Raw genomic sequence first — 22,886 nt, 5'->3', positions numbered from 1 at the left:
GAATGTGGGCCAGACGACAAGGGGAGGTCTCACGGTGACGGTCCTGGAGGAGCCGGTCAACGCCGTCGGCACGGACACCGCGGACGGCGCGGCCGAGCGGTCGGAGGTCGCGCCGCGCGTCGACTTCGACGCCGGCCCGGAGCGCTACCGGCACTGGCGCTTCACCGTCGACGGCGAGACCGCGTGGGTGTACCTCGACGTGGCCGAGGACGGGGGGATCGTCGACGGCTACGAGCTCAAGCTGAACTCGTACGACCTCGGGGTCGACATCGAGCTGTACGACCTCACCCAGCGGCTGCGCTTCGAGTACCCGCAGGTCCGCAGCGTCGTGCTCACCAGCGGCAAGGACTCGAACTTCTGCGCCGGCGCGAACATCCGGATGCTCGCAGGGTCGAGCCATCCGTGGAAGGTGAACTTCTGCAAGTTCACCAACGAGACCCGCAACGGCATCGAGGACATGACCGACGCGGGCCAGGTCTGGCTCGCCGCGCTCAACGGCACCGCGGCCGGCGGCGGCTACGAGATGGCGCTGGCGTGCGACCACATCCTGCTCGTCGACGACCGCTCGAGTGCGGTGAGCCTCCCGGAGGTGCCGCTCCTCGGCGTCCTGCCCGGCACCGGCGGGCTGACCCGCGTGATCGACAAGCGGCGGGTCCGCAAGGACCGGGCCGACGTGTTCGCGACGAAGTCCGAGGGCTTCGGCGGGCGCAAGGCGGTCGAGTGGAAGCTCGTCGACGAGGCCGTGCCGCGCCGGGAGTGGGACCGCGTGGTGGCCGAACGGGCCGCCGAGGCGGCCGCGCGCTCGTCCAGGCCGGCGGACGCGCAGGGCATCGCCCTGACGCCGCTGCACCGCGAGGAGACCGCCGACTCCCTCACCTACGACCACGTCCGGGTCACCCTCGACCGCGACGCGCGCACGGCCACCGTCGTCGTCGCCGTCCCGGACGAGCTGACCGACGACCCCGCGGCCCTGCACGAGCAGGGCGCGGCCCACCCGCTGCTCGCGATCGTCCGCGAGCTCGACGACGCGATCCTGCGGCTGCGGTCCAACGAGCTCGAGATCGGCACCTGGCTGCTGCTCACCGAGGGGTCGACCGACGCGGCGCTCGCCGCCGACCGGCTGATCGCCGCCCAGCAGGACGACTGGCTGGTCGCCGAGACCACCCGCTACCTCAAGCGCGTCCTCAAGCGCCTCGACGTCACCAGCCGCAGCCTCATCGCGCTGATCGAGCCCGGCAGCTGCTTCGCCGGACCGTTCCTCGAGCTCGCCCTGGCCTGCGACCGGCAGTACATGCTCGAGGGCGTTTTCGAGGAGGACGAGGACGCGACGCTGCCGAGCGGCGCCGCGGCGCAGGACCCCGCGACGATCGTCGTCACCGACGCGCAGTTCGGCACCTTCCCGATGGGCAACGGGCTCACGCGGCTGGGCAGTCGCTTCTACGGCGACGACGAGGCGCTCGAGGCGGTCCGCGCTCGCACGGGCGAGCAGCTCACCGGTGGTGACGCGGACGACCTGGGCCTGGTCACCGATGCCCCCGACGACATCGACTGGACCGACGAGATCCGCATCCTGCTCGAGGAGCGCGCCTCGCTGAGCCCGGACGCGCTGACCGGCATGGAGGCCAACCACCGGTTCGTCGGCCCGGAGACCATGGAGACCCGGATCTTCGGGCGGCTCACCGCCTGGCAGAACTGGATCTTCGTCCGGCCCAACGCGAGCGGCCCCGAGGGCGCGCTGCGGAAGTACGGCACCGGCCGCAAGGCCGACTTCGACCACCGGCGCGTCTGAACCACAGGGGGACCACACACATGACCTCGGCACGCCCGAAGATCGACTTCGATTCGAAGATCCCGAACAACGTCGACCTCGCCGGTGACCGCAAGCTCCAGCGCGCCCTCGAGCGCTGGCAGCCCAACTTCCTGGACTGGTGGGCCGACATGGGCCCCGCCGTCGACACCAAGGACGTCTACCTGCGCACCGCGGTCGACGTCGGGCGCGACGGCTGGGCGCACTTCGACCACGTCCCGATGAACGAGTACCGCTGGGGCGTGTTCCTCTCCGAGCACGACCCGGACCGGAAGATCGCCTTCGGCGAGCACAAGGGGGAGCCGGTCTGGCAGGAGGTGCCCGGCGAGTACCGGGCCGACCTGCAGCGGTTGATCGTCATCCAGGGCGACACCGAGCCGGCCTCGGTCGAGCAGCAGCGCTTCCTCGGGGCCACCGCCCCGTCGCTCTACGACATGCGCAACCTGTTCCAGGTCAACGTGGAGGAGGGCCGTCACCTCTGGGCGATGGTCTACCTGCTGCACGCCTACTTCGGGCGGGCCGGGCGCGAGGAGGCCGACCAGCTGCTCGCGCGCAACTCCGGGTCGGACGACTCGCCGCGCATCCTCGGGGCCTTCAACGAGGAGACCCCGGACTGGCTGTCGTTCTACATGTTCACCTACTTCACCGACCGGGACGGCAAGTACCAGCTCGGGACGCTGAAGGAGTCGGGCTTCGATCCGCTGAGCCGGACCTGCGAGTTCATGCTCAAGGAGGAGGCCCACCACATGTTCGTGGGTACCACCGGCATCGACCGCGTGGTGCGCCGGACCGCCGAGCTGATGCAGGACCACGACACCGAGGAGGTCGCCGCCGCCGGCGGCATCCCGCTGACGATGATCCAGAAGTACATCAACTTCCACTACACGGTCTCGCTCGACCTCTTCGGCAACGAGTCGTCCACCAACGCCGCGAACTACTTCACGGCCGGGCTCAAGGGCCGCTGGCAGGAGGAGCGCCGCGAGGACGACCACGTGCTCTCCGACGACGCCGGGGCGGTCGACGCCTTCCGCGAGGGCCGGGTGACCTCCAACGAGGTCCCCGCCCTGCTCGCGCTCAACCAGGACCTGCGCCACGAGTACATCAACGACTGCCGGACCGGGCTCAAGCGCTGGAACCGGATTTTGACCAAGGCCGGGATCGACGCCGAGCTGACGCTGCCCCACGTCGGGTTCAACCGGCAGGTCGGTGCGTTCGCCAGCGCGAACATCACCCCCGAGGGCAAGGTCGTCTCCGAGTCCGAGTGGAACGCGCAGAAGGACCAGTGGCTGCCGACCGAGGTCGACAAGACCCACGTCCGCGGTCTCATGCACCCCGTCCTCGAGCCCGGGAAGATCGCGGGCTGGATCGCGCCGCCCTCGGCCGGTATCAACGACAAGCCGGTCGACTACGAGTACGTGCACTTCCACTAGGTGCGCTCCGCGCCTGTGAGCACTAATCCGTGCTGTACGACGTATCAGTGCTCACGAGCGCGGAGTGCACCTCGAGCCCCGAGGCGGTTGTCGTGCTGTCCCACCACCAGCAGTTCAACGCGTCGCAGTACCTCGTCGACCGGCACCTGGACACCCCCGGTGCCGGCGGGCGGCCCGCCGTCCGCGCGATCGTCCCCGACGGCGTGCGCGAGCTCGACTACGAGACGCTCGCCCGGGAGGTCGCCAGCGTGGCCGCCGGGCTGCGCGCGATCGGCGTGCGCCCTGAGCAGCGGGTGCTGATGTGCTGCTCGGACGGGGTGGAGCTCTTCACCGCCATCCTCGCGGCGATGCGGATCGGGGCGGTCGCGGTCCCGGTGTCGACGATGCTGCGCGGCCCCGAGCTCGCCAAGCTCGTCATCGACTCCCGCGCGCCGGTGCTGGTGTGCTCCCCGGAGTTCGGCGAGGTCACCCGCCACGCCGTGGCGCTCGCGACCGAGGACCGTCCGGACCTGTTCGACGTCGTCGTGACCCCCGCGAACGTGCCCGTCACCGACCCCGACCCGGTCGCCGGCTACGCGGTGCGCACCCGCAGCTGGGCGGACCTGGTCGCAGCCGGGGAGGGCGGCGACACCTCGCTCTACCCGACCTGGGACGAGTCGCCGGCGCTGTGGCTCTACACGAGCGGCACCACGGGCACGCCCAAGGCCGCGATGCACCGCCACGCGGACATCCGCACGATCTGCGAGACCTACGGCGCCCGGGTGCTCGGGATCCACCCCGACGACGTCTGCTTCTCGGTGGCCAAGCTGTTCTTCGCCTACGGGATCGGGAACTCGATGTTCTTCCCGCTCGCGGTCGGCGCCTCGTCGGTCCTCGCGCCGGGCCGGCCGTCACCGGCGGCGATCGCCGAGGTCGTGACGACCCACCCGGTGACGCTCTTCTACGGCAGCCCCAGCGTCTACGGCCCGCTGCTCGGCAGCGACCTGCCCGACGACACCTTCGCCCGCGTCCGTCAGGGGATCAGCGCGGGGGAGGCGCTGCCGGCGCGGATGGTCGTCGGGATGCGCGATCGCTTCGGGGTCGAGGTGCTCGACGGCATCGGGTCCACCGAGGCGCTGCACATCTACCTGTCGAACCGGCCCGGCCAGGTCGTCCCCGGCACCTCCGGGGTGCCGGTGCCCGGCTACGAGGTCGAGATCCGTGACGACGACGGGACGGTGGTCCCGGACGGCACCAAGGGCACCCTCTACCTGCGCGCCGACTCGCTGTGCACCGGCTACTGGTGCCGCACCGACGTCAACCGCCGGGTGTTCGAGGGCGAGTGGATGCGCACCGGCGACACCTACGTCCGCAACCCCGACGGCACCTACCAGTGCCTGGGTCGCACCGACGACGTGCTCAAGGTCGGCGGCATCTGGGTCACGCCGATGGAGGTCGAGGAGCGGCTGGTGCTGCACCCGTCGGTGGGCGAGGTGGTCGTCGTGGGCATTCCCGACGACGACGGGCTCGACCGGACCGTGGCGTGCGTGGTTCCGGCCGAGGGCGCCGTCGTCGACCCGGACGCGCTGATCGCGTGGTGCCGCGAGGGGCTCGCGTCGTTCAAGAAGCCGAGCCACGTGCTGGAGATCGACGCGGTGCCGCGGACGGCGACCGGCAAGGTGCAGCGCTTCCTCGTGCGCGAGCTGGCGGCGGCGCGGCTAGGTGCGCTGACGCGCGTGTGAGCACTTTCCGGGGTCATGACCCCGGAAAGTGCTCACGTGGCCGAAGGCCACCACCATGTCGAGCTCGACCAGGTCGGGGTGCCGGAAGAACAGGCGCTCGTCGCGATCGAGGTGCTTCGCCGGCCGCGCGCTGGTCGGGCAGTCCTCGGCGTGGGCCAGCGGGGTGAGGCGTCCCGGCCGGACCGCGTGGCAGGACGTGACCGCCCGCACCAGGTGAGCTGCGTCCCTCGATCACCGGGCGTTGTCTTCTCGGCAGAGATCTCGGAGACTGAAGGTCCGCGGCCCCTCGGTCGGGTCAGTGGTGATCGCAGCGGGTGAGCTCCGAGGGAGTGGACATGTCGGTGACCACAGCGCCGGAGGCGAGCGGGTCCGCGCGGCGCGAGGCCTGGGCGCAGCGCGGTCGGGGCGTGGTGGGCCTCGTGCGCCGGGTGCCGTTCACCGCGACGGTCGTGCTCGCGATGGTCGTCCTGGGGATCGTCACCGGGGCCTTCTGGTCTCCGCTGGCCGATGGGGCGAACGCTATCGACCTCGCCTACGGCCCGCCGGCCCTGCTCACCGGGCACGTCTGGACGCTCGTCACCGGCGCGCTGTTGGCGGGCCACCCCGCCCTCTACGTCCTGACCCTGGGGCTGTTCGCCCTCGCCGTCGGCTGGACGGAGGTCCGGTGCGGCACCCGGCGGACCGCGCTGGTCACCGTCGCGTTCCAGTTCGCCGCGGTGCTGCTGACGGTGGCGCTGGTCCTCGCCCTCGCGACGACCCCCTGGGTCTGGGCCGGCGGGCTCGCCGGGAGCCTCGACACCGGCTTCTCGGCGGGGATGTTCGCCGCGCTCGCGATGGTCTCGGCGACCCTGCACGCGCCCTGGCGGCTGCGGCTGCGGCTGGTGCTCGTCGGCGTCGCGCTGGTGGGGCTGCTCTTCCTCGGCGGGCTCGCCGACGTCGAGCACTGCCTCGCCCTGGTCCTGGCCCTCCCGCTCGCCTCCCGGCTCGCCGGCCCGACCGCCGCGCCCGCCCCCGCGACGATGCACGCGGGCCGGCGGGAGTGGCGCCTCGTGGCCGCCGTCGGGCTCGTGGTCATCGCCGCGATCCGAGTCGTCACCCTCGTCGTCCCCGTCATCGGGCCGCTCGGCGACACCGCCTCGGACTCGTCGGTGGTGGAGACCGTCATCTCGGTCGTCATCTCGCTGCTGCTCGCCGAGGGCCTCCGACGCGGGCGGCGCCCGGCCTGGGCCGTGAGCCTGGTGCTGGGCGCGTTCTACGCGCTGCTCGGGCTCGTCGTGATCGCCGCCGTCGTCTGGGGTCACGTCACCGGACAGATGGACCAGGTCGAGCTCGCCGGGCTGGCGGTGTTCGTGCCGAACGCCGTGCTCTGGACCGCCCTGCTCGTCTGGCTCCTCGTCGGGCGCTCGGCGTTCGCGGTGCCGTCGCGCCGCACGCTGCGCCGCCGCGGCGCCCGCGGGCCGGCCGCCGACCCGAAGGCCGCCCGGCTGGCCCTGCACGTCCACGGCGGCTCGACGATCTCGTGGATGACGACCTGGCCGGAGAATCGCTACCTGGCGACCGCCGACGGGATCGTCGCCTACCGCGTGCACGCCGGGGTGGCGGTCGCGCTCGGCGACCCGGTCGTCGAGCCGGCGCGCCTCGGCGACGCCCTCACCGACTTCCGGGCCCTCGCGGAGCGCTCGGGCTGGGTGCCCTGCCTGTTCTCGACGACGCCGGCCCTGGCCGACGCCGCCCGCGCCCAGGGCTGGCGTGCGCTGCAGGTCGCCGAGGACACGCTGATCGACCTGGACAGCCTGGAGTTCAAGGGCAAGGCGTGGCAGGCGGTGCGCAGCGCCTTCAACCGGGCGGACAAGTCGGGCATCGAGCACCACATGGTCCACCTCGGCGAGGAACCGCGGGCCCTCGTCGCCCAGGTCCGGGCGATCTCGGAGGAGTGGGTGGGCGACAAGGGGCTCCCCGAGATGGGCTTCACCCTCGGCGGGGTCGAGGAGGCCCTGGACTCCGAGGTCCGCACCGGGCTCGCGATCGACGCCGAGGGCACCGTCCACGGCGTCACCTCGTGGCTGCCGGTCTACGGACCGGACCGCGAGATCGTCGGCTGGACCCTCGACGTCATGCGCCGCAAGAACGAGGGGTTCCGCGCGGTCGTCGAGTACCTCATCGCCTCGGCGTGCCTGACCTTCCAGGCCGAGGGCGCCCGCGTCGTCTCGCTCTCCGGTGCGCCGCTGGCCCGCTCCGACCGTGACCCGGAGGGTGCCGAGCCGGTGCTCGACCGCGTCCTCGACCAGCTCGGCGCCCTGCTCGAGCCCTACTACGGCTTCCGGTCCCTGCACCAGTTCAAGGCGAAGTTCCGCCCGCGCCACGAGCCGATGTACCTGGTCTATCGCGACGAGGGCGACCTGCCGCGCGTCGGGATCGGCATCGGGCGTGCCTACCTACCCGACGCCGGGGTGCGGGAGCTCGTGGCGCTCACCCGGTCGGAGGCGACGTGATCCGCTCACATGCGTAGCTGCGCCAACGCCGCCCGGGCCTGCAGCTCGATCGCCTCCGGGCCGGTGACCTCGTCGGCGTCCGCGGTGTCGCCCATGTCGCCGGCCTGGTAGCGGGTCCACACCCCGGCGTGGATGCACGCCGCCCGCCAGCGCGCGAACGCGATGTAGAAGTCGATGTCCGGGAGCTTCGCCCCGGTCGCCGACTCGTACCGCGCGAGCAGGTCCTCGCGGGTGGGGAACCCGCCGGCCTCGGTCGGGTTGGGCAGGGCGGCCGGCACCTCGTCGCCGGGCTGCGACCAGGAGACGAGCACGTGCCCGAGGTCGCAGTAGGGGTCGCCGATCGTGGCGAGCTCCCAGTCGAACACCGCGACGGCCTGGCCGTCGTCGGTGTAGGAGATGTTGCCGCTGCGGTAGTCGCCGTGGGCGATCCGGTTCGCCGGGGCCTCCGGGATCCGCTCGGACAGCGCCTCGTGCGCGGCGTCGATCGCGGAGAGGTCCTCGAGCGCCGACGAGTGCGCCTGGCGGTGCCAGCGCCGGAGCTGGCGCTCGACGAAGTTGCCGGGACGGGCGAGGTCGTCCAGACCCACCTCGGCCGGCTCGACGGCGTGCAGGGCCGCGAGCACGTCCATCGTCGACTCGCCGATCCGGGTCTTCACCGCCGTCGAGGTCACCCAGTCCGCGTCGGCCGGGCTGTTGAGCACCCGGCCCGGGGCGAAGTCCATGACGTAGAAGTCGACGCCGGCCACGTCGCGGTCGTCGCAGAACGCCACGGGGGCCGGCACCGGGACGTCGGTGGGAGCGAGTGCGGAGAGGAAGCGCCACTCGCGGACCATGTCGTGGGCGGTCTCGAGTACCCCGCCCAGCGGCGGGCGGCGCAGCGCCCAGGTGGTCCCGGCGTCGTCGGACACCTTGTAGGTCAGGTTGGACCGGCCGCCGGTGATGCGGCGGAACACCGGCTCCCCGGACAGGCCGGGCACGTTCGCCCGGAACCAGGCCACGGCGGCGTCCGGCACCCCTGAGTCGCCCGAGAGCCCCGGGGCGCTCACGGCGTCACCACGATCTTCCCGACCTGGGCGTTCGACTCCAGGTAGGTGTGCGCCTCGACGATCGTGTCGAGCCCGGAGAACACCCGGTCCACCTGCGGTGCGAAGTCGCCGGACCGCAGTCCGGCCGCCACGAACGCCCCTGCCCGCCGCAACCGTTCCTCGTCGTGGGTCATCGCGAAGAGCGTATAGCTCCGCATCCAGAGATCGGGGAGCGTCTCGGCCGGGAAGATCGTCGGCTCGCCGGAGAGCAGCCCGTGGATGGTGAGGATGCCGCCCTTCGCGGTCGCCCGCGCGAGGTCGGCGACGCCGGGCCCGGCGACCGCGTCGAACACGTGCTCCGCGCCGTGACCCCCGGTGATCTCCAGGACCCGCGCCACCAGGTCCTCCTCGCCGGTCGCGACGACGTGGGCGGCCCCCGCGTCGAGCAGCGGTGCCCCCATCGACGACGAGCGCGTGGTCGCGATCGGGATCGCGCCGACCCGGTTCGCGACGGCGATCGCGGCGAGCCCGACGCTCGACGTCGCCGCGGTGATCACGACGTGATCGCCCGCGCGCAGCCCGCCGGTCTCGACGAGCCCGCCGTAGCCGACGAGGAACGGCATCCACACCGCGGCGCCGTCGACCCAGCTGGTGGTGTCCGGCAGCGGCACGACGGCGCGGGCGGGCACCAGCGCGCGGTCGGCGTACACCGAGTAGTCGTTGAGGGAGAAGCCGGGGACGACGCTGACGCGGTCGCCGACGCGGAACCGGGTCACGTCCGGCCCGACCGCCGAGACGGTGCCGCTGCACTCGTAGCCCAGTCCGGCCGGGAGCGTCGTCTCCTCGATGTAGCGGCCCCGCCGCCACGCCGTCCGCTCCGCACCCCCGCGTCCCCTTCCCGCGCGGTTCTCGCGGGTCTATGGTGACCGTGTGACCAGATCTGAAATCGGGTCACGAGCTTCGACCGAGGAGGGCCACGATGAGCGACGCGCGCGCCCACCGGGTCCTCGACGCGGCCGGCGAGCTGCTCGTCGCCCACGGCTACCGGCGCGTGACCATCGCCGACGTCGCCGAGCGGGCCGGCGTCGGGAAGGGCACCGTCTACCTGCACTGGCCGAGCAAGCTGGAGCTCTTCGGGGCGGTGCTCGTCCGCGAGGGGCTCGCGGTCGGGGAGGAGCACCTGGCCGCGCTGCGGGCCGACCCGGAGCACGTGACGCTGCACCGCACCCTCGCCGACTCGTTCCTGGTGATCATGCGGCGGCCCCTCGCCCGGGCGCTCTACACCGGGGACGCGGCCCTGCTCGGCGCGCTCGCGTCGGACACCAAGATCGGCCGTGCCGTGGCCGTGGGCGCGTCGGCCCACCAGCCCCGCCACCTCGAGCTGCTCTACCGCCACGGGCTGCTCGCGGACGACCCGGCCGAAGACCCGACGCTGTACTACCGCCTGGCCGCCACCAGCCTCGGCTTCTTCCTCGGCGACGACCTCGCCGGCGGGGCCGAGCTCACCGAGCGCGCCGCCGCCCTCGGCCTCGTCGTGCGGCGCGCCTTCGAACCCGCCCGCCTCCCGCCCCGCGACGCCCTGGCCGTCGCGGCCCGCGAGGTCGAGGCGCAGTACTCCGGCCTGCTCGCCGAGATGGGCTGCTCCCTACCCGATGCCCCCGAGGAGGGGTCATGACCGACACCGGCACCGCCGCCCCCGAGCTCGCACCCGCCGACCACGACGCCCCACCGACCACCGACGAGCCGGCCCTGCTGGCCTGGCTCGCGCGGATGCGGGAGGAGGCGCCGGTCTGGCGCGACCGGTTCGGGATGTACCACCTCTACCGGCACGCCGACGTCCACGCGGCGCTGCGCGACCCGGCCATGTTCTCGTCGGACACCTCCCGGATCCTCCCTGCGGCGAAGCGGACCAGCCGCGGGATGTTGACCCAGCTCGACCCGCCCGAGCACCGGCGGATGCGCGCCGTCGTATCCTCGGCGTTCACCCCGAAGCGGGTCGCCGCCCTCGAACTGCGGATCCGGGCGATCACCCGGAGCCTGCTCGACGACCTGGTCGAGGCCGGCCGCGCCGAGGAGTTCGACCTCGTCGACGGCCTCGCGTTCCCGCTGCCGGTGACGGTGATCGCCGAGATGCTGGGCCTGCCCGCCGCCGATCACGACACCTTCCGCGGCTGGGCCGACCGGCTGTTCTCCATGCAGGTCGACGACCCGACCGATCCCGAGCTCGGACCGCGCGTCGAGGCGGCGATGGCCGACATCCGGGCCTATCTGGTGGCCGCGGTGCAGGAGCGCCGCGCGGCCGTCGCCGACGGCACCGCCGGGGACGACCTCATCACCGCGCTGGTGACCGCGGAGGTCGTCACGGACGGCTCGCCGGTGGCCCTCGACGACGAGGAGGCCGCCAACTTCTCGCTCCTGCTGCTGCTCGCCGGGCACATCACGACGACGGTGCTGCTCGGCAACGCGATCCGGACCTTCGCCGAGCATCCACTCGCCGACGGCCGCGACACCTGGACCGTCCTGCACGAGGACCCGACGACGATCCCCGACGCGATCGAGGAGGTGCTGCGGCTGCGCAGCCCGTTCACCGAGACCGGGCGCGTGACCACCCACCCCGTCGAGGTCGCCGGCGTGACGATCCCGGCGGACCGCTTCGTGCTGCCGTCGCTGCTCTCGGCCAACCACGACGAGCGGGCGTTCGCCGACCCCGAGTCGTTCGTCCTCGGGCGGGGGATCGGGGGCGGCGCCCAGACGGCGTTCGGTCACGGCGTGCACTTCTGCCTCGGCGCCCCGCTGGCCCGGCTGGAGGGACGCGTCGCGCTGGAGGAGCTGACCGCCCGCTACGCCTCGCTGACCCCGGCCGCACACGCTCCGGACACCCTGCGGCCCTACCCGCGAGGGGTCCTCGGCGTCCGGAACCTCCCCGTGCGTGGGACCCGGCGCTACCAGGGGTGACCTGCTGCGAGGGTCTTTTCACGGTGCGTCACACTGACGAGCGTGAACCCAGGAGCGCCGGCCCGGATCGTCCTCGGGGCGGCCTGCCTGGTCGGTCTGATCGCGGCCGTCGCGGTGCTCACCGGGGCGGTGCGGGTCGGGTCCGGTGAGCCGTCCGGCCCGGCGCCGTCGGCGGCCGCGATGACCGCGCCGCCGGTCGTGGCCCCCGATCCCACCGGGGGGACGCCGGCGACGGTCCTCGCCGTCGCCGACCCGGTGACGATGGACGTGCGGCTCGAGGACGGCCGGGCGCTGCGGGTCCGGGCGCTGGGCATCCAGCCGCCCGAGGCCTGCTACTCCGGCCAGGCGCTGGCGTTCGCGCGCCGCACCCTCGCCGGGCGCGCGGTGACGCTGGCCGGTGACGGGCACTCCGACCGGTTCTCCCGCGCCCTGGCCTGGGTGACGCTCTCGCAGGGCGACGACTACGCGGTGCTCGCCGCCGAGGCCGGCGTCGTGTCCAGCTACGCCGCCGACGCCCCGGCGGAGCGGATGCCCGCGGTCCGCGCTGCCTCCGAACGCGCCCGGGTGGCGGGCCGGGGGCTCTGGGGCCCGCCGTGCATCGGCGGCCCGGCCGGGACGAACGCCGCGGTCAGCGGGACGCCAGGCTGATCACCGGGTGCGCGCCCGGCGTCAGCCAGCGCATCAGCCGCACGACGGTGGCCTCGTCGGTGGCGACGCAACCCGCCGTCGGGTGGTCCCCGATATGCAGGAAGTAGGCCGAGCCCGCGCCCGGGCGGACCGGGTCGGTGTTGGCGTCGAGGACGATCGCGTGGTCGTAGGCGTGGCCGGCCGTCTCGAGGTTCTCCGACGCGCGTTCGTCGAACGGGCAGCGGCCGGCCGCGCAGACCTGGTGGGTGTTGTAGCGCGGGCTCGCGGTGTCACCGACCCACCAGTCGTCCGGGCCGACCTCGGAGTACGGCAGCGCGGTACCGGGATCGGCGAGCCGCCCGAACGCCCGGGTGATCGTGAAGGTGCCGGCCGGGGTGCGCGCCGCCTGCTCGCTCGAGGGCCCGATGCCGGCGGTGCCCAGGAACGCGCGGGTGGGCGGGAGGAACGCGGTCCAGCCACGCGGGGAGCGGGTCCACGCCGAGACGGTGGCGGTGGTCGAGGTGGGGGAGGGCGCGTCGACGAGGACCGCCTGGGTGGCTGACGCCGGGAGCGTCGCCAACCGGGGCGGGACGGCGGGTGCCGCGTCCGGGGCGGGCGCGGAAGCGGGTGCGGCCGGGGTGGGTGCGGCCGGGGCCGGTGCCGCCGCCGCGAGCAGTGCGGTCCGCGCCGCCTGTGCCGCCGCCCGACCCGGCGCCCCGTCGAGCAGCAGCGCCCCGGCGAGCCCGGACACCCCTGCGGTCACCACGAGCACCGCCAGCAGGCGGGTGAGCCATCCCCGACCCCCGTCCATGGGCGCCATCGTCCCGCGTCGCGTCGGGCGTCCCGACAGGCCCCCGCGCCTGGAGCGGTCAGCGCGCGCGACGCCGGGGCAGGGCCGGCCGGTGGAACGCCAGCGCCCGGTCGCCCGACCACGGCGCCGTCGGTGAGTGCGTGAGGCCCGCGAACCGGAGCAGGACGCCGTCGTAGTTGACCCGCCAGCCCGCGAAGTCCCGCCAGGCACGGTCGGCGTCGGGACGCAGCGCCGCGCCCGCGTCCGCGAGCGCGGCGCGGGCCTCGTCGAACTCCTCCCGACGGATCGCGATCGGGTCGTCGGCGCGGGGGTCGTCGTCGTAGGGCATTTCGTAGAAGTCGGCGATGCGGCGCAGCGCGAGGTAGCCCGAGCGCAGGCAGAGCTCCGCGGCGGGCCGGCGCCCGAGGTCGAGCGCGGACGAGACCAGCGCCGCCGCGTCGAGCACCGTCCCGGCAGCGGTGACCCAGGACCGGTCGGGCTGCGGCGAGCGGAAGAGGACCAGGCTCGGCGCCGAGCAGTGGGTCTCCTCGATGTCGGCGAACCAGCGCGACCACTCCGTCCAGAAACCGTCGAGCTCGTCGAGCCCCTCGATCCGCGCCAGGCGACCCAGCAGCGCGACCGCGCTCGGCGGGCTGCCGGCCTGGGTCTCCAGCGCGGTGACCATGACCTCGCGCCGGGAGTACGAGCCGTAGATCGACGGCAGGTAGGACACGAGCAGTGCCACCAGGCCGAGCCCGAGGGCGGCCTCGACGAACACCAGGATCGCGGGCCCGGTGCCGGGCGGCTCCCGGACCCCGAGGGTCAGCAGCGACGAGCCGCTCTCCACGACGGCGTCCGACCATCCCTGGCCCAGCGCGACGAAGACGAGCGCGAACCCGACGAGCAAGAGCGCGAGCCACACCAGTGGCAGGCACATGAGGGAGAGCGGGGCGTAGCGGGCGAGCGCCCGGTCCCGGCGCCGGTAGTCGCGCAGCCGCCGCGCCGGGGCGAAGGCGAGACCGACGGTCAGGAACACCCAGCGCGTGATCCACAGCGGGGTCGCGCGGGGCACGGTCAGGGTCTGGGCCGCCGAGAGCACCGTCGCGACGATGATCCCGGCACCCACCGCGCAGACGAGGACCGCCAGGAGCGAGTGCACGTCCGGATGGTGCCCGACGGGGCGCTCATTCGTCGGCGCCCGACCCGGCGAGCCGCTCGGCCTCGGCGTTGATCTCTGCGCCCATCAGCACGACGTAGGCGGTGAGGTAGAGCCAGAGCATGACTACGGCGACACCCGCGAGCGCACCGTAGGTCTGGCCGTAGCTGGCGAAGTCGTCGACGTAGATGCTGAAGAGCACGCTGCCGGCGAGCCAGCCGATGCCGGCGACGACCGCGCCCGGGGTGAGCCAGCGCCACCGGGGCCCGTCCCGGTCCGGGGACACGCGGTAGACGACGGCGAGCGCGGTGACCACGAGCAGCGCCAGCAGCACCCAGCGCCCCACCTCCGCGATCACCCGGGCGCCGGTCCCGAGCCGGCCGACGAGCGCCGGCGTCCCCACCAGCAGCGCGACGGCCACGACCATGAACACCGCGGCCCCGAGGGCGAGGACCACGGCGAGCGAGTAGAGCCGCAGGGTTCCCCGAGTCTCGGGGCGGTCGTAGACCCACTGGATGGACGTCAGCAGCTTCTGGGTGCTGCCCGAGGCGCTCCACAGGGCCGTGGCGCCCGCGACGACGCACGCCGTCGTGAGGCTGCCCGTGCCGCCGCTCACGACGGACTGGAGCTGCTCGAGGACGAGGGGGCGGGCGGTCTCGGGCAGGGCGTCGGCGAGCCAGCCGGCGACGGCGGCGGTGCGTGACGGGCTGGTCGTCAGACCGAACAGCGCGACGAGCGCGATGAGCGCCGGCGCGAGCGCCAGGATCGCGAAGAACGCGATGCCGCCCGCCATGAGGCCGACCTGGTCCTGCAGCCCCTTCACGACGGCGCGCCGCAGCGTCGTCCACCAGAGGTGCAGCGGGAGCCGGGGCGCGTCGGTGCTCGGTGGGGTCATGGGCACGCCGCGCAGCTACCCGGCCGACATCCACAGCGCACGCACAGCTCGCCGGACAGGCCAGCACACGGCGTGATCACGCGGGGTGAGCACGCTCGTCGTCGTGCAGCGACGCATGGCGGGAGCCATCCGGTGATGGGCTACCAGCGGGGGCTGTCCCTGCTCGACGGCTGGCTGCCCTGGGCGTTGCAGGCGTTCGTCCTGCTCCTGCTGCTGGTGGCGCTGGCCCCGATCGTGCCGCTCCCGGCGTCCTGGTCCCGACGACGGCGGCCGGTGCGGCGCCCGGTGGTACGGCTCGCGGCGGTCGTGGTGCTCGGCGTCGCCGGAGCGTTCGCGGCGTACTGGGCCTTCGCCGGCAGCGGCCTCGCCTCCGACCCGGCGCCGGTCCTCCTCTGGGCGTGGGTGGGCCTCACGGCGGCCGCCGTGGTGGCGGTCGTCGTCGCGTGGGGGCCCTCGCGGTGGTGGCGCCGCGGGCTGGCGGTGCTCGTCGTCCCGCTGTCGGTGGTGTGCGTGGCGCTGGTGCTGAACCAGTGGGTCGGCTACGTGACGACGGTCCAGGAGGGCTGGTCGGAGGTCACCGCCGGCGCGTTCCCGGACCAGGTCGACCCGGCCGCGCTGCGGTCGGTGATCGGCACCCCGCGCACCACCGGCGCCGTCGTCAGCGTCTCGATCCCCGACACCGCGAGCGGCTTCGCCCACCGCACCGAGGACGTCTGGCTCCCGCCGGCCTGGTTCCGCGCCGGACCCCGGCCGACGCTGCCGGCGATCATGATGATCGGCGGCGAGTTCAACACCCCGGGCGACTGGATGCGCATCGGGAACGCGGTGCAGATCGCCGACCAGTACGCGGCCGCCCACGGCGGAACGGCGCCCGTGCTGGTGTTCGCCGACGCCGGGGGCACGTTCAACAACGACACCGAGTGCGTCGACGGCCCCCGCGGCAACGCCGCCTCGCACCTCACGAAGGACGTCATCCCGTTCGTCGAGCAGACCTACGGGGTCTCGCGGGACCCGCGGGCGTGGGGCGTCGTCGGGTGGTCGATGGGCGGGACCTGCGCGGTCGATCTCGCCGTCATGCACCCGGAGCTGATCGACTCCTTCGACGACATCGCGGGCGACGCCGGGCCCGAGGTCGGGACGAAGCAGCAGACCATCGACCGGCTCTACGGCGGGAACGCGGCGGCGTGGGCGCAGTACGACCCGGCGACGGTGCTCTCGACCCGCGCCCCGTACGCGGACACCGCCGGCTGGTTCGACGACAGCTCCGACGCCGCCGGTGGCTTCGGCGGGCCGGGCCGTCGTCCGCCGGGGGCCGGCCCGGGGCGGCCCGGTGGACGGCCGCCCGGTCAGCACCCGCCCGGCGGGTTCGGCGGGCAGAACGGCGCGGACGCCGGGATGGGCGGGCGCGGCGGCGGGGGTGCGACCGGGCAGGAGCTGCCCGAGGCCCGGGCACTCTGTTCCCAGGCCCAGACGAAGGCGATCGCGTGCACGGTGAACACCCGGTCGGGACGGCACTCGTGGCAGTTCGCGTCGACGGCGTTCTCCGACGTGCTGCCATGGATGTCGGCACGCGTCGAGGCGCCGGGGAGCCTGCCGCGCGTGGCGTGACGGAGGCAGTCACATGACGGCCGGCGTGGGCAGGTCAGGAGACGGCGATCTGGATGAGGGTGACGAGGCGGTCCCGCTCGATCACCCCGAAGACCAGGGTCGCGATCCCGGAGGTCCCGAACTCGATGATGCGCATACCGTCGGGAGTCTGGCGGCATAGGGCCACCCGACCGACCACGGAGAGACCTTGAGAGCAGCTCGGAGCTCCGCGAAGTCGGTCAGGAGGTGGTGGGGGAGGGCGTCGATCGCTGCGGCGACGTCCTCGGCCACCGGCTCGACGCGGTACACCTCGTCAGATGCCGGCCTTGGTGCGGGTCACCTCGAAGGGCTCGTCGTCGGGGACCGGTTCGCCGGTGACGATCTCGGCCCATCGCCGGACCCCGCGGCGGAACGCCTCGGGATCGGACTGCGCGATAGCGATCGCGCGGTAGCGCTCGACGAGGTCGAGCACCGGCGCGAGGTCGAGCGTGCCGCGGGCGTGGTCCAGGGCGGCCTCGTACTCGGCGAGGAACCGCGAGCGCTCGGGCTCGGGGAGGTGCCCGTGCACCGTTGCCGGTGAGGCACCGCGCGCCAGCGATCCCTCGGGCACCGGGTCCCGCGCGGCGGCTGTCATGGAGCGAGGGTAGCCACGCCCACCGACAGCGGGCGACGATCCGCCGGAACGGTGGGCCGGATCGAGGCGGGTCAACCGAGGGCCGTGCTCAGCGCAGCGATCATGCGGTCGCGGAAGGCGCCCCGGACGGGGTCCGGCGCGACCCGCCGTCGGAGACGACCACGTCCGCCGTCGCACCCTCCGGTGAGGTGACCGAGCGCCGCCGGACGGCGACGCCGGGCGGGTCCCCACGAGCGCGGCGAGGAGGCCGGCGAGGACGAGCAGGACACGACGGCTCGTGGTCACGCTCAGACGATCTTGCCGGGGTTGAGGATGCCGTGCGGATCGAGGGCGGTCTTGACGGCGCGCTGCATGGCGAGGACCTCGGGGGTCTGCTCCGCTGCGAGCCCGTCGCGCTTGAGCAGCCCGACCCCGTGCTCGCCGGTGACGGTGCCGCCGAGATCGAGGGCGTCGGCGAGGATCTGCTCGAAGGCGGCCTGCGCGCGCTCCCGCGCGGGCTCGTCGCCGAGCGGGGTGATCAGCAGCGGGTGCAGGTTGCCGTCGCCGGCGTGCGCGATGTTGGCGATGGTCGTCTCGAACCGCTGCCCGGTGGCCTGGATGCGGGCGAGCATCTCCGGGACGGCGGCGCGCGGCACGCAGACGTCCTCGGTGAGCACCGGCCCGAGGCGCTCGAGCGCGGGGTACGCCAGGCGGCGGGCGGCGAAGAGCGCGTCGGCCTCCTCGGCGTCGGCGGCCTGCGCGGAGAAGGTGGCCCCGGCGGCGTCGAAGTGGGCCAGCATCGCCTCGGCCTCGGCGACCCCGGCCGCTCCCGGGGCGTCGGACCGGCCCAGCAGGATGACGTCGGCGTCCGCCGAGAGGCCCATGTTCTTCCAGGCGTCGACGGCCTCGAGGCAGGTCCGGTCGACCAGCTCCAGGGCGCTCGGGGTGAGGCCGTCGGCGGTGATCGCGGCGACCGCGCGGCCGGCGTCGACGACGTTCGCGAAGTACCCGGCGACGGTGTGCTCCGGCGCGCGGGCGGGGCGCAGCTTCACGGTGACCTCGGTGATCAGCCCGAGGGTGCCCTCCGAGCCGACCATCAGCCCGGCGAGGTCGAGCCCGGCCACGCCCTTGGCGGTCCGCCGGCCGAGGCGCACCAGCTCGCCGAGGCCGGTGACGACCTGCATCCCGAGCACGTAGTCCCTGGTCACGCCGTACTTCACGCAGCACACGCCGCCGGCGTTGGTCGCGACGTTGCCCCCGATCGTCGACCAGGGCGAGCTCGCCGGGTCCGGCGGGTACCAGAGGCCCTGCGCTGCGCAGGCCGCGCGCAGGTCGTCGTTGACGACGCCGGGCTCGACGACGGCGAGCCGTTCGGCCGGGTCGATCTCGTGGATGTGGGTCATCTGCTCGAGCGAGACGACGACGCTGCTGGTGGTCGCGTTGGCGCCGCCGGAGAGCCCGGTGCCCGCGCCCCGCGGCACGACCGCCACGCCGTGGCGCAGGCACGCCTGCACCACCGACCGGCACTGCTCGGCGTCGAGCGGCCGGACCACCGCCGCGGGCAGCTCCCACGGCGCCCACTCGGCGTCGTCGTGGGCGTAGGAGGCGAGCACATCGGGGTCGTCGACGATCCGGTCGGCGGGGAGCACCGCTCGCAGTTCCGCGACGACAGGGGCCCGGGCCGCGTGGGTCACGGTGGTCATGGTGCGGGTTCCCCTCCTGCGCGGTCGATCACCTCACGGTAACCCGGGGGTACGACACCCGAGCCCTACTGTGGGCCGCGATGGGGACGGCGGAGAAGCGCGCGCGACAACGGCCGGGAGGGGTGTCGGGCCCCACGGTGACGCTGTGCCGGGGGTGCTGGTGCGGCACCGAGCGCAAGCACCCGGGCGTCGACCACGCGGGTCAGGTCGAACGCCTGCGGGGCGACACCGCGGGCACCGGCCGGGTCCGGGTGAGCGAGTGCCTCGACGCCTGCGCGCACTCCACGGTGGCCGATCCGCCCGGGATGCTCGATCTGAGGATCTTCACGCCGGCACGGCGGGTCCGGCAGCGGATGGAGTGAGGTGTCCGGGGGCACACTCGTCGTCATGCAGCGCGTCGCCGTCCTGACCGAGCCCGACCACGTGGTGATGGAGGAGCGCGAGGTCCCCGAGCCCGGGCCCGGGCAGGTACAGGTGGCGGTGCGCGCGGTGAGCGTCTGCGGCTCCGACGTGCACTACTACGACCACGGGCGCATCGGCGGGTTCGTCATGCACGCCCCGCTGGTCCTGGGCCACGAGACCTCGGGCGTCGTGTCGGCGGTCGGGCCGGGGGTGGCGGCGCCCGCCGTCGGGACCCGGGTGGCCGTCGAGCCACAGGCCGAGTGCGGGCGCTGCGAGCAGTGCCGGCGCGGGCGCTACCACCTGTGCCCGCAGATCGCGTTCTTCGCGACGCCGCCGGTGGACGGGTCCTTCGCCGAGTACGTCGTCGTGCCCGCACACCGCGCCCACCCGGTGCCCGACGCGCTCTCCGACGAGGCGGCCGCGCTGATCGAGCCGCTCTCGGTGGCCCTGCACGCCGCCGCGAAGGCCGACATCGGCCCGGGAACCCGGGTGCTGGTCAGCGGGGCGGGCCCGGTCGGGCTGCTGTGCCTGCAGGTGGCGCTCGCCCGGGGTGCCTCGGCGGCCGTCGTCACCGACGTGATGGCGCTGCGTCGGGAGGCCGCCACCGAGTACGGCGCGACGGCGACGGTGGACGCGAACGACCACGACACCGCGCTGGCCGCCGTCGGCGACGTGCTGGGGCAGGCCGACGTCGTGCTGGAGTGCACCGGGGTCCAGCCGGCGGTCGACCTCGCGGTGGCGGCGACCGCGCCCGCGGCGACCGTCGTCCTGATCGGGACGGGGGCCTCGGTGACGCTGCCCCTGGACCTCGTGCAGGCCCGCGAGCTGGTGGTCAAGGGGACCTTCCGATATGCCCACGTCTACCCGTCGGCGATCGAGCTGGCCGCGTCGGGGCGCATCCGGCTCGACGCGATGATCACCTCGCACCACCCGCTCGAGGACGCCGTCGGGGCGCTGCTCGCGGCGCGCCGGGACCCGCTGGCCCTCAAGGCCGTCGTCCACCCCACCCACGAGTAGCGCCGACCGACGCGGTCAGCCCCGCCCGTGCGCTCGGCGACGGGGGAGGGGAGGGCGAGCAGGACATCTCCCGGGTCGACCCGTGGGCGGAGGCGTGGCCGACGAGCACCCGCGGCGCCGTCACGGACGGCGCCCCAGGAAGGCGGCGAGCCGGTCGAGCCGGTCCGCGTCCGCCGGTGCCTCGACCTCGGGGCCGAACATCCCCGGGACCCGCATCCCTTCGGACACCATGGCCCGGGCCACGGCGTCGGCCACCGCGACCGCCGTCGCGTCGAAGGCCGCGGGCCGGCCCAGCGCCCGGGCGAGGTCCCACCCGTGGACGGCCTGCTCCACGACGAGGAAGCCGACGAGCTGCGCGCCCGTGGTCTCCCCCCACGGCATGGCGAAGGCCGCGGCGAGCCGACCCGGGGCCGACCAGGCCGCGACCACGGCCGCGCCCGCGTCCCGGTAGGCCCGCGACGCCCCGGCCACGTCGATCGCGGGCTCCCCGAAGTCCGGCGCGACGTCGCCCTGCGCCACCCCGGTGAAGGCGGTGAGGCCACCGACGAGGTGCGCGACGAGCCGGGCGGCGTCGAGGTCGGGGCACGGCGAGGCGGCGTGCCAGGACTCGGGCGTGAGGGCGTCGACGAGGCCGCCGACGTCGCCGAGCATGGTGTGCAGGGCGTCGAGGGTGGCGTGTACGGGGACGTCCACCGGTGGGGTGCTCATGGGGTCGAGCCGACGTTCGCCCCGTCGGGGCCACCAGGGCCGTTCGGCCCGGGATCAGGCGTGGCGACGCGCCCGCGCGACGACCGCCAGGCATCCCAGCGCGATCACCGCGAGCCCGACGAACAGGGCGGCGTAGGGGACGACGGCCGCGAGCACGGCCAGCACCGCCGGAACGACGAAGCCGAGGTAGGCCAGCGTGTAGAACACCGCCGTGAGCCCCGCGAGGTGGCGCGACGGGGCGATCCGCTGCACCTCTGCCAGCCCGCTGACCAGCGCGAACCCGTACCCGACGCCCAGCACCGCCGCGGCGGCGAGCGCAAGCGCCACGCCCGGCGTCGTCGCCGTCACCGCCGCGAGCACCATCCCGGCGGCCGCGAAGGCCTGCCCCAGCATGCCGCCGCGCGCGTCGGTCAGGCCCAGCCGCTTGGCCACCGTCTGGGCCACGAACCCGGCCACGAGCGTCACCGCGGTCATCACCGCCGCGAACGCGATCGCGTACCCCGGGACGGCGTCCGCGACCAGTGAGGGGAGCACGGCGTAGGCCACCCCGGCGCACGTGAACACCCACGGCGCGACCGGCGCGACGACCGTCGCGAACTCGCGGTGCTCACCGACCGGGATGCGCAGGTCGTCGCGGAGCCGGCGGGTGGGTGCCTGGCGGCGGTCCAGGGTCTCGACGGTGCGCAGCGCGACCAGGCCCAACGGGATCCCGACGACGACGTGCACCCCGTAGGAGAGCACCTCCGGCCACGGCGCCCACTGCGCGAGCAGGCCCGCGGCCACCGGGCCGAGCAGGAAGCCCAGCGTCAGCGACATCGCCGCGCGCGAGGCGCCGCTGCCCGCGCCGCCGCGCAGCGACGAGAGCTCGCTGATCCAGGTCGACCCCACCGCCATCGCGATTCCCAGCGCGAGCCCGGCCAGGACCCGCCCGAGGAAGAGCACCGGCACCGCGTCGCCACCCAGCGCGAGGACGAGACTGCCGAGGATCGCCAGGGGCGGCGCCGCGAGCATGAGCGGCTTGCGGCCGAGGCGGTCGGAGAGCGGGCCGCCGACGAGCATGCCGGGCACGATCCCGAGCACGTAGGCGCCGAGCAGGATGTCGACGACCGCCGTCGAGAACCCGCCCAGCTCGCGGTACATGACCATGAGCGGGGTGAACTGGTTGCCGCCCCAGGCGACCGTGAAGAGCGCGAGCCCGACCGGGAGCCACCGCGCCGAGCCGGGAGCGCGGGTCGTGCCCGGCCGCGACTCGTCGGGACGGGTGTCGGCGGTGGCGGTCACCGGGTGCCTCCGTGACTGTGGGGTCGGTGGGTGTGGTCCAGGTGCTCGACGAGGCCCCGGCCGAAGCCGGCGACGTCGCCGGCGGCGAGGAGGTCGCGCAGCACGCGGTGCTCGTCGAGGACGGTGGCGGCCGCGGCGGTGCGGCCCCGGACCGAGTCGGCGGTCATGCGCTGCTGGCGCTCGCGCAGCGTCCGGTAGAAGCCGGCGAGCAGCGAGTTCCGCCCGGACTCGGCGACGAGGCGGTGGAACTCGGCATCGGCCTCGGTGTACCCGGGCAGGTCGCCCGCCTCGTGTGACGTCCGCTGCGCCTCGATCGCCGCGTCGAGGGCGTCGACGAGGGCGGCGAGGTCGTCCGGGCGGGTGACGACGTCGGCCGCGGCGTGGCTCTCGAGCAGGGCGCGGGCGTCGAGGACCTCGTCGATCTCGTGGGGGGCGACCGGCAGGACGAGAGCACCCCGCTTGGGGAAGAGCCGCAACCACCCCTCGACCTCGAGGCGCAGGAAGGCCTCCCGGACGGGGGTGCGGCTCACGCCGAGGGTCGAGGAGACCTCGCCCTCGCTGACCATCCGGCCGCCCTCGAGATCGCCGGTGAGCACGCGGTCCTTCACGTGGCGGTAGACGGCCCCGGCGGCCGAGATACCACTGGTGTCGGACATAGATACAAGACTATCAGGCCG

The 22,886-nt window shown here is 74.2% G+C and carries 21 protein-coding genes and 1 pseudogene; 10 read left to right on the top strand and 12 right to left on the bottom strand.

The genetic code is table 11. The features are described 5' to 3' along the window. Window positions 1-34: 34 nt before the first annotated feature. The 3 genes from boxC to VGH76_RS16175 all read left to right on the top strand — a co-directional run bounded on the left by boxC (window position 35) and on the right by VGH76_RS16175 (window position 4,958). Window positions 35-1,789: a 2,3-epoxybenzoyl-CoA dihydrolase gene (boxC, locus tag VGH76_RS16185; protein WP_331557723.1), complete on the top strand. Its 1,755-nt coding sequence runs from the start codon at window positions 35-37 to the stop codon at window positions 1,787-1,789. A gap of 20 nt (window positions 1,790-1,809) precedes the next feature. Continuing rightward, window positions 1,810-3,237 carry a benzoyl-CoA 2,3-epoxidase subunit BoxB gene (boxB, locus tag VGH76_RS16180; RefSeq protein WP_331557722.1) on the top strand — a complete coding sequence of 476 codons (1,428 nt, stop codon included), beginning with the start codon at window positions 1,810-1,812 and terminating at the stop codon, window positions 3,235-3,237. 92 nt (window positions 3,238-3,329) lie between these two features. After that, window positions 3,330-4,958, top strand: coding sequence for a benzoate-CoA ligase family protein (locus VGH76_RS16175; RefSeq protein ID WP_414637745.1), 1,629 nt, complete (start codon window positions 3,330-3,332; stop codon window positions 4,956-4,958). On the opposite strand, the gene VGH76_RS16170 is transcribed toward VGH76_RS16175, so the two are convergent. Next, entirely contained in the window at window positions 4,935-5,168 is a 234-nt protein-coding gene (locus VGH76_RS16170; protein ID WP_331557720.1) for a hypothetical protein, read from the bottom strand. The genes VGH76_RS16175 and VGH76_RS16170 overlap by 24 nt on opposite strands. 125 nt (window positions 5,169-5,293) lie before the next feature. Between VGH76_RS16170 and VGH76_RS16165 the strand changes: the two genes are divergently transcribed. Next, window positions 5,294-7,450 (top strand): DUF2156 domain-containing protein, encoded by a 2,157-nt coding sequence (locus tag VGH76_RS16165; protein WP_331557719.1) that lies wholly within the window; start codon window positions 5,294-5,296, stop codon window positions 7,448-7,450. Between the two features lie 5 nt (window positions 7,451-7,455). Here the strand turns inward: VGH76_RS16165 and VGH76_RS16160 are convergent, their stop codons facing one another. From VGH76_RS16160 to VGH76_RS28025, 3 genes and pseudogenes are all read right to left on the bottom strand, one after another. After that, window positions 7,456-8,496 carry a phosphotransferase family protein gene (locus tag VGH76_RS16160; RefSeq protein ID WP_331557718.1) on the bottom strand — a complete coding sequence of 347 codons (1,041 nt, stop codon included), beginning with the start codon at window positions 8,494-8,496 and terminating at the stop codon, window positions 7,456-7,458. Beyond that, on the bottom strand, window positions 8,493-9,098 hold the full coding sequence (locus VGH76_RS16155) for a zinc-binding dehydrogenase (protein ID WP_414637744.1): 606 nt from the start codon (window positions 9,096-9,098) through the stop codon (window positions 8,493-8,495). The genes VGH76_RS16160 and VGH76_RS16155 overlap by 4 nt, the downstream gene beginning before the upstream one ends. 45 nt (window positions 9,099-9,143) lie before the next feature. Continuing rightward, window positions 9,144-9,326: pseudogene (locus tag VGH76_RS28025) on the bottom strand (alcohol dehydrogenase catalytic domain-containing protein); the annotation flags it as partial. Window positions 9,327-9,454: 128 nt separating this feature from the next. Here VGH76_RS28025 and VGH76_RS16150 point away from each other — a divergent pair. The 3 genes from VGH76_RS16150 to VGH76_RS16140 are packed head-to-tail and all read left to right on the top strand — an operon-like array spanning window position 9,455 to window position 12,078. Continuing rightward, window positions 9,455-10,150, top strand: coding sequence for a helix-turn-helix domain-containing protein (locus VGH76_RS16150; protein ID WP_331557717.1), 696 nt, complete (start codon window positions 9,455-9,457; stop codon window positions 10,148-10,150). Continuing rightward, entirely contained in the window at window positions 10,147-11,430 is a 1,284-nt protein-coding gene (locus VGH76_RS16145) for a cytochrome P450 (RefSeq protein WP_331557716.1), read from the top strand. Before VGH76_RS16150 ends, VGH76_RS16145 begins: the two co-directional genes overlap by 4 nt. A 42-nt stretch (window positions 11,431-11,472) precedes the next feature. Beyond that, window positions 11,473-12,078 (top strand): thermonuclease family protein, encoded by a 606-nt coding sequence (locus VGH76_RS16140; protein WP_331557715.1) that lies wholly within the window; start codon window positions 11,473-11,475, stop codon window positions 12,076-12,078. Here VGH76_RS16140 and VGH76_RS16135 read toward each other — a convergent pair. From VGH76_RS16135 to VGH76_RS16125, 3 genes are read right to left on the bottom strand one after another with little or no spacing between them, the layout of a single operon-like run. Next, window positions 12,059-12,868: a L,D-transpeptidase family protein gene (locus tag VGH76_RS16135; protein ID WP_331557714.1), complete on the bottom strand. Its 810-nt coding sequence runs from the start codon at window positions 12,866-12,868 to the stop codon at window positions 12,059-12,061. The two genes, VGH76_RS16140 and VGH76_RS16135, sit on opposite strands and share 20 nt — an antisense overlap. A gap of 58 nt (window positions 12,869-12,926) precedes the next feature. Then, window positions 12,927-14,006 carry a hypothetical protein gene (locus VGH76_RS16130; RefSeq protein ID WP_331557713.1) on the bottom strand — a complete coding sequence of 360 codons (1,080 nt, stop codon included), beginning with the start codon at window positions 14,004-14,006 and terminating at the stop codon, window positions 12,927-12,929. Window positions 14,007-14,031: 25 nt separating this feature from the next. Beyond that, window positions 14,032-14,898 carry a YihY/virulence factor BrkB family protein gene (locus VGH76_RS16125; RefSeq protein WP_331557712.1) on the bottom strand — a complete coding sequence of 289 codons (867 nt, stop codon included), beginning with the start codon at window positions 14,896-14,898 and terminating at the stop codon, window positions 14,032-14,034. A 135-nt stretch (window positions 14,899-15,033) separates the two neighbouring features. On the opposite strand from VGH76_RS16125, the gene VGH76_RS16120 reads away from it, so the two are divergent. Continuing rightward, window positions 15,034-16,506: an alpha/beta hydrolase gene (locus VGH76_RS16120; protein WP_331557711.1), complete on the top strand. Its 1,473-nt coding sequence runs from the start codon at window positions 15,034-15,036 to the stop codon at window positions 16,504-16,506. A gap of 292 nt (window positions 16,507-16,798) precedes the next feature. Here the strand turns inward: VGH76_RS16120 and VGH76_RS16115 are convergent, their stop codons facing one another. Both VGH76_RS16115 and VGH76_RS16110 read right to left on the bottom strand, forming a co-directional pair. After that, on the bottom strand, window positions 16,799-17,119 hold the full coding sequence (locus VGH76_RS16115) for a DUF6247 family protein (RefSeq protein WP_331557710.1): 321 nt from the start codon (window positions 17,117-17,119) through the stop codon (window positions 16,799-16,801). A 287-nt stretch (window positions 17,120-17,406) separates the two neighbouring features. Further along, window positions 17,407-18,801 carry an FAD-binding oxidoreductase gene (locus VGH76_RS16110; protein ID WP_331557709.1) on the bottom strand — a complete coding sequence of 465 codons (1,395 nt, stop codon included), beginning with the start codon at window positions 18,799-18,801 and terminating at the stop codon, window positions 17,407-17,409. A gap of 80 nt (window positions 18,802-18,881) precedes the next feature. On the opposite strand from VGH76_RS16110, the gene VGH76_RS16105 reads away from it, so the two are divergent. Together VGH76_RS16105 and VGH76_RS16100 are read left to right on the top strand one after the other, a co-directional pair. Beyond that, window positions 18,882-19,163, top strand: coding sequence for a hypothetical protein (locus VGH76_RS16105; RefSeq protein ID WP_331557708.1), 282 nt, complete (start codon window positions 18,882-18,884; stop codon window positions 19,161-19,163). Window position 19,164: 1 nt separating this feature from the next. Beyond that, entirely contained in the window at window positions 19,165-20,220 is a 1,056-nt protein-coding gene (locus VGH76_RS16100) for an NAD(P)-dependent alcohol dehydrogenase (RefSeq protein WP_331557707.1), read from the top strand. Between the two features lie 120 nt (window positions 20,221-20,340). Here the strand turns inward: VGH76_RS16100 and VGH76_RS16095 are convergent, their stop codons facing one another. From VGH76_RS16095 to VGH76_RS16085, 3 genes are read right to left on the bottom strand one after another with little or no spacing between them, the layout of a single operon-like run. Next, a complete protein-coding gene (locus tag VGH76_RS16095) occupies window positions 20,341-20,928 on the bottom strand; it encodes a TIGR03086 family metal-binding protein (protein ID WP_331557706.1) in 588 nt (195 codons plus the stop codon). Between the two features lie 54 nt (window positions 20,929-20,982). Continuing rightward, window positions 20,983-22,209, bottom strand: coding sequence for an MFS transporter (locus VGH76_RS16090; protein WP_331557705.1), 1,227 nt, complete (start codon window positions 22,207-22,209; stop codon window positions 20,983-20,985). Further along, entirely contained in the window at window positions 22,206-22,865 is a 660-nt protein-coding gene (locus VGH76_RS16085) for a GntR family transcriptional regulator (protein WP_331557704.1), read from the bottom strand. Before VGH76_RS16085 ends, VGH76_RS16090 begins: the two co-directional genes overlap by 4 nt. Window positions 22,866-22,886: the final 21 nt, after the last annotated feature.

It is taken from the genome of Actinomycetospora sp. (assembly GCF_036497585.1).
Lineage (GTDB): Bacteria > Actinomycetota > Actinomycetes > Mycobacteriales > Pseudonocardiaceae > Actinomycetospora.
Note: the sequence above shows the minus strand (reverse complement) of the source record. Positions and strands in the feature narration are given on the sequence as shown.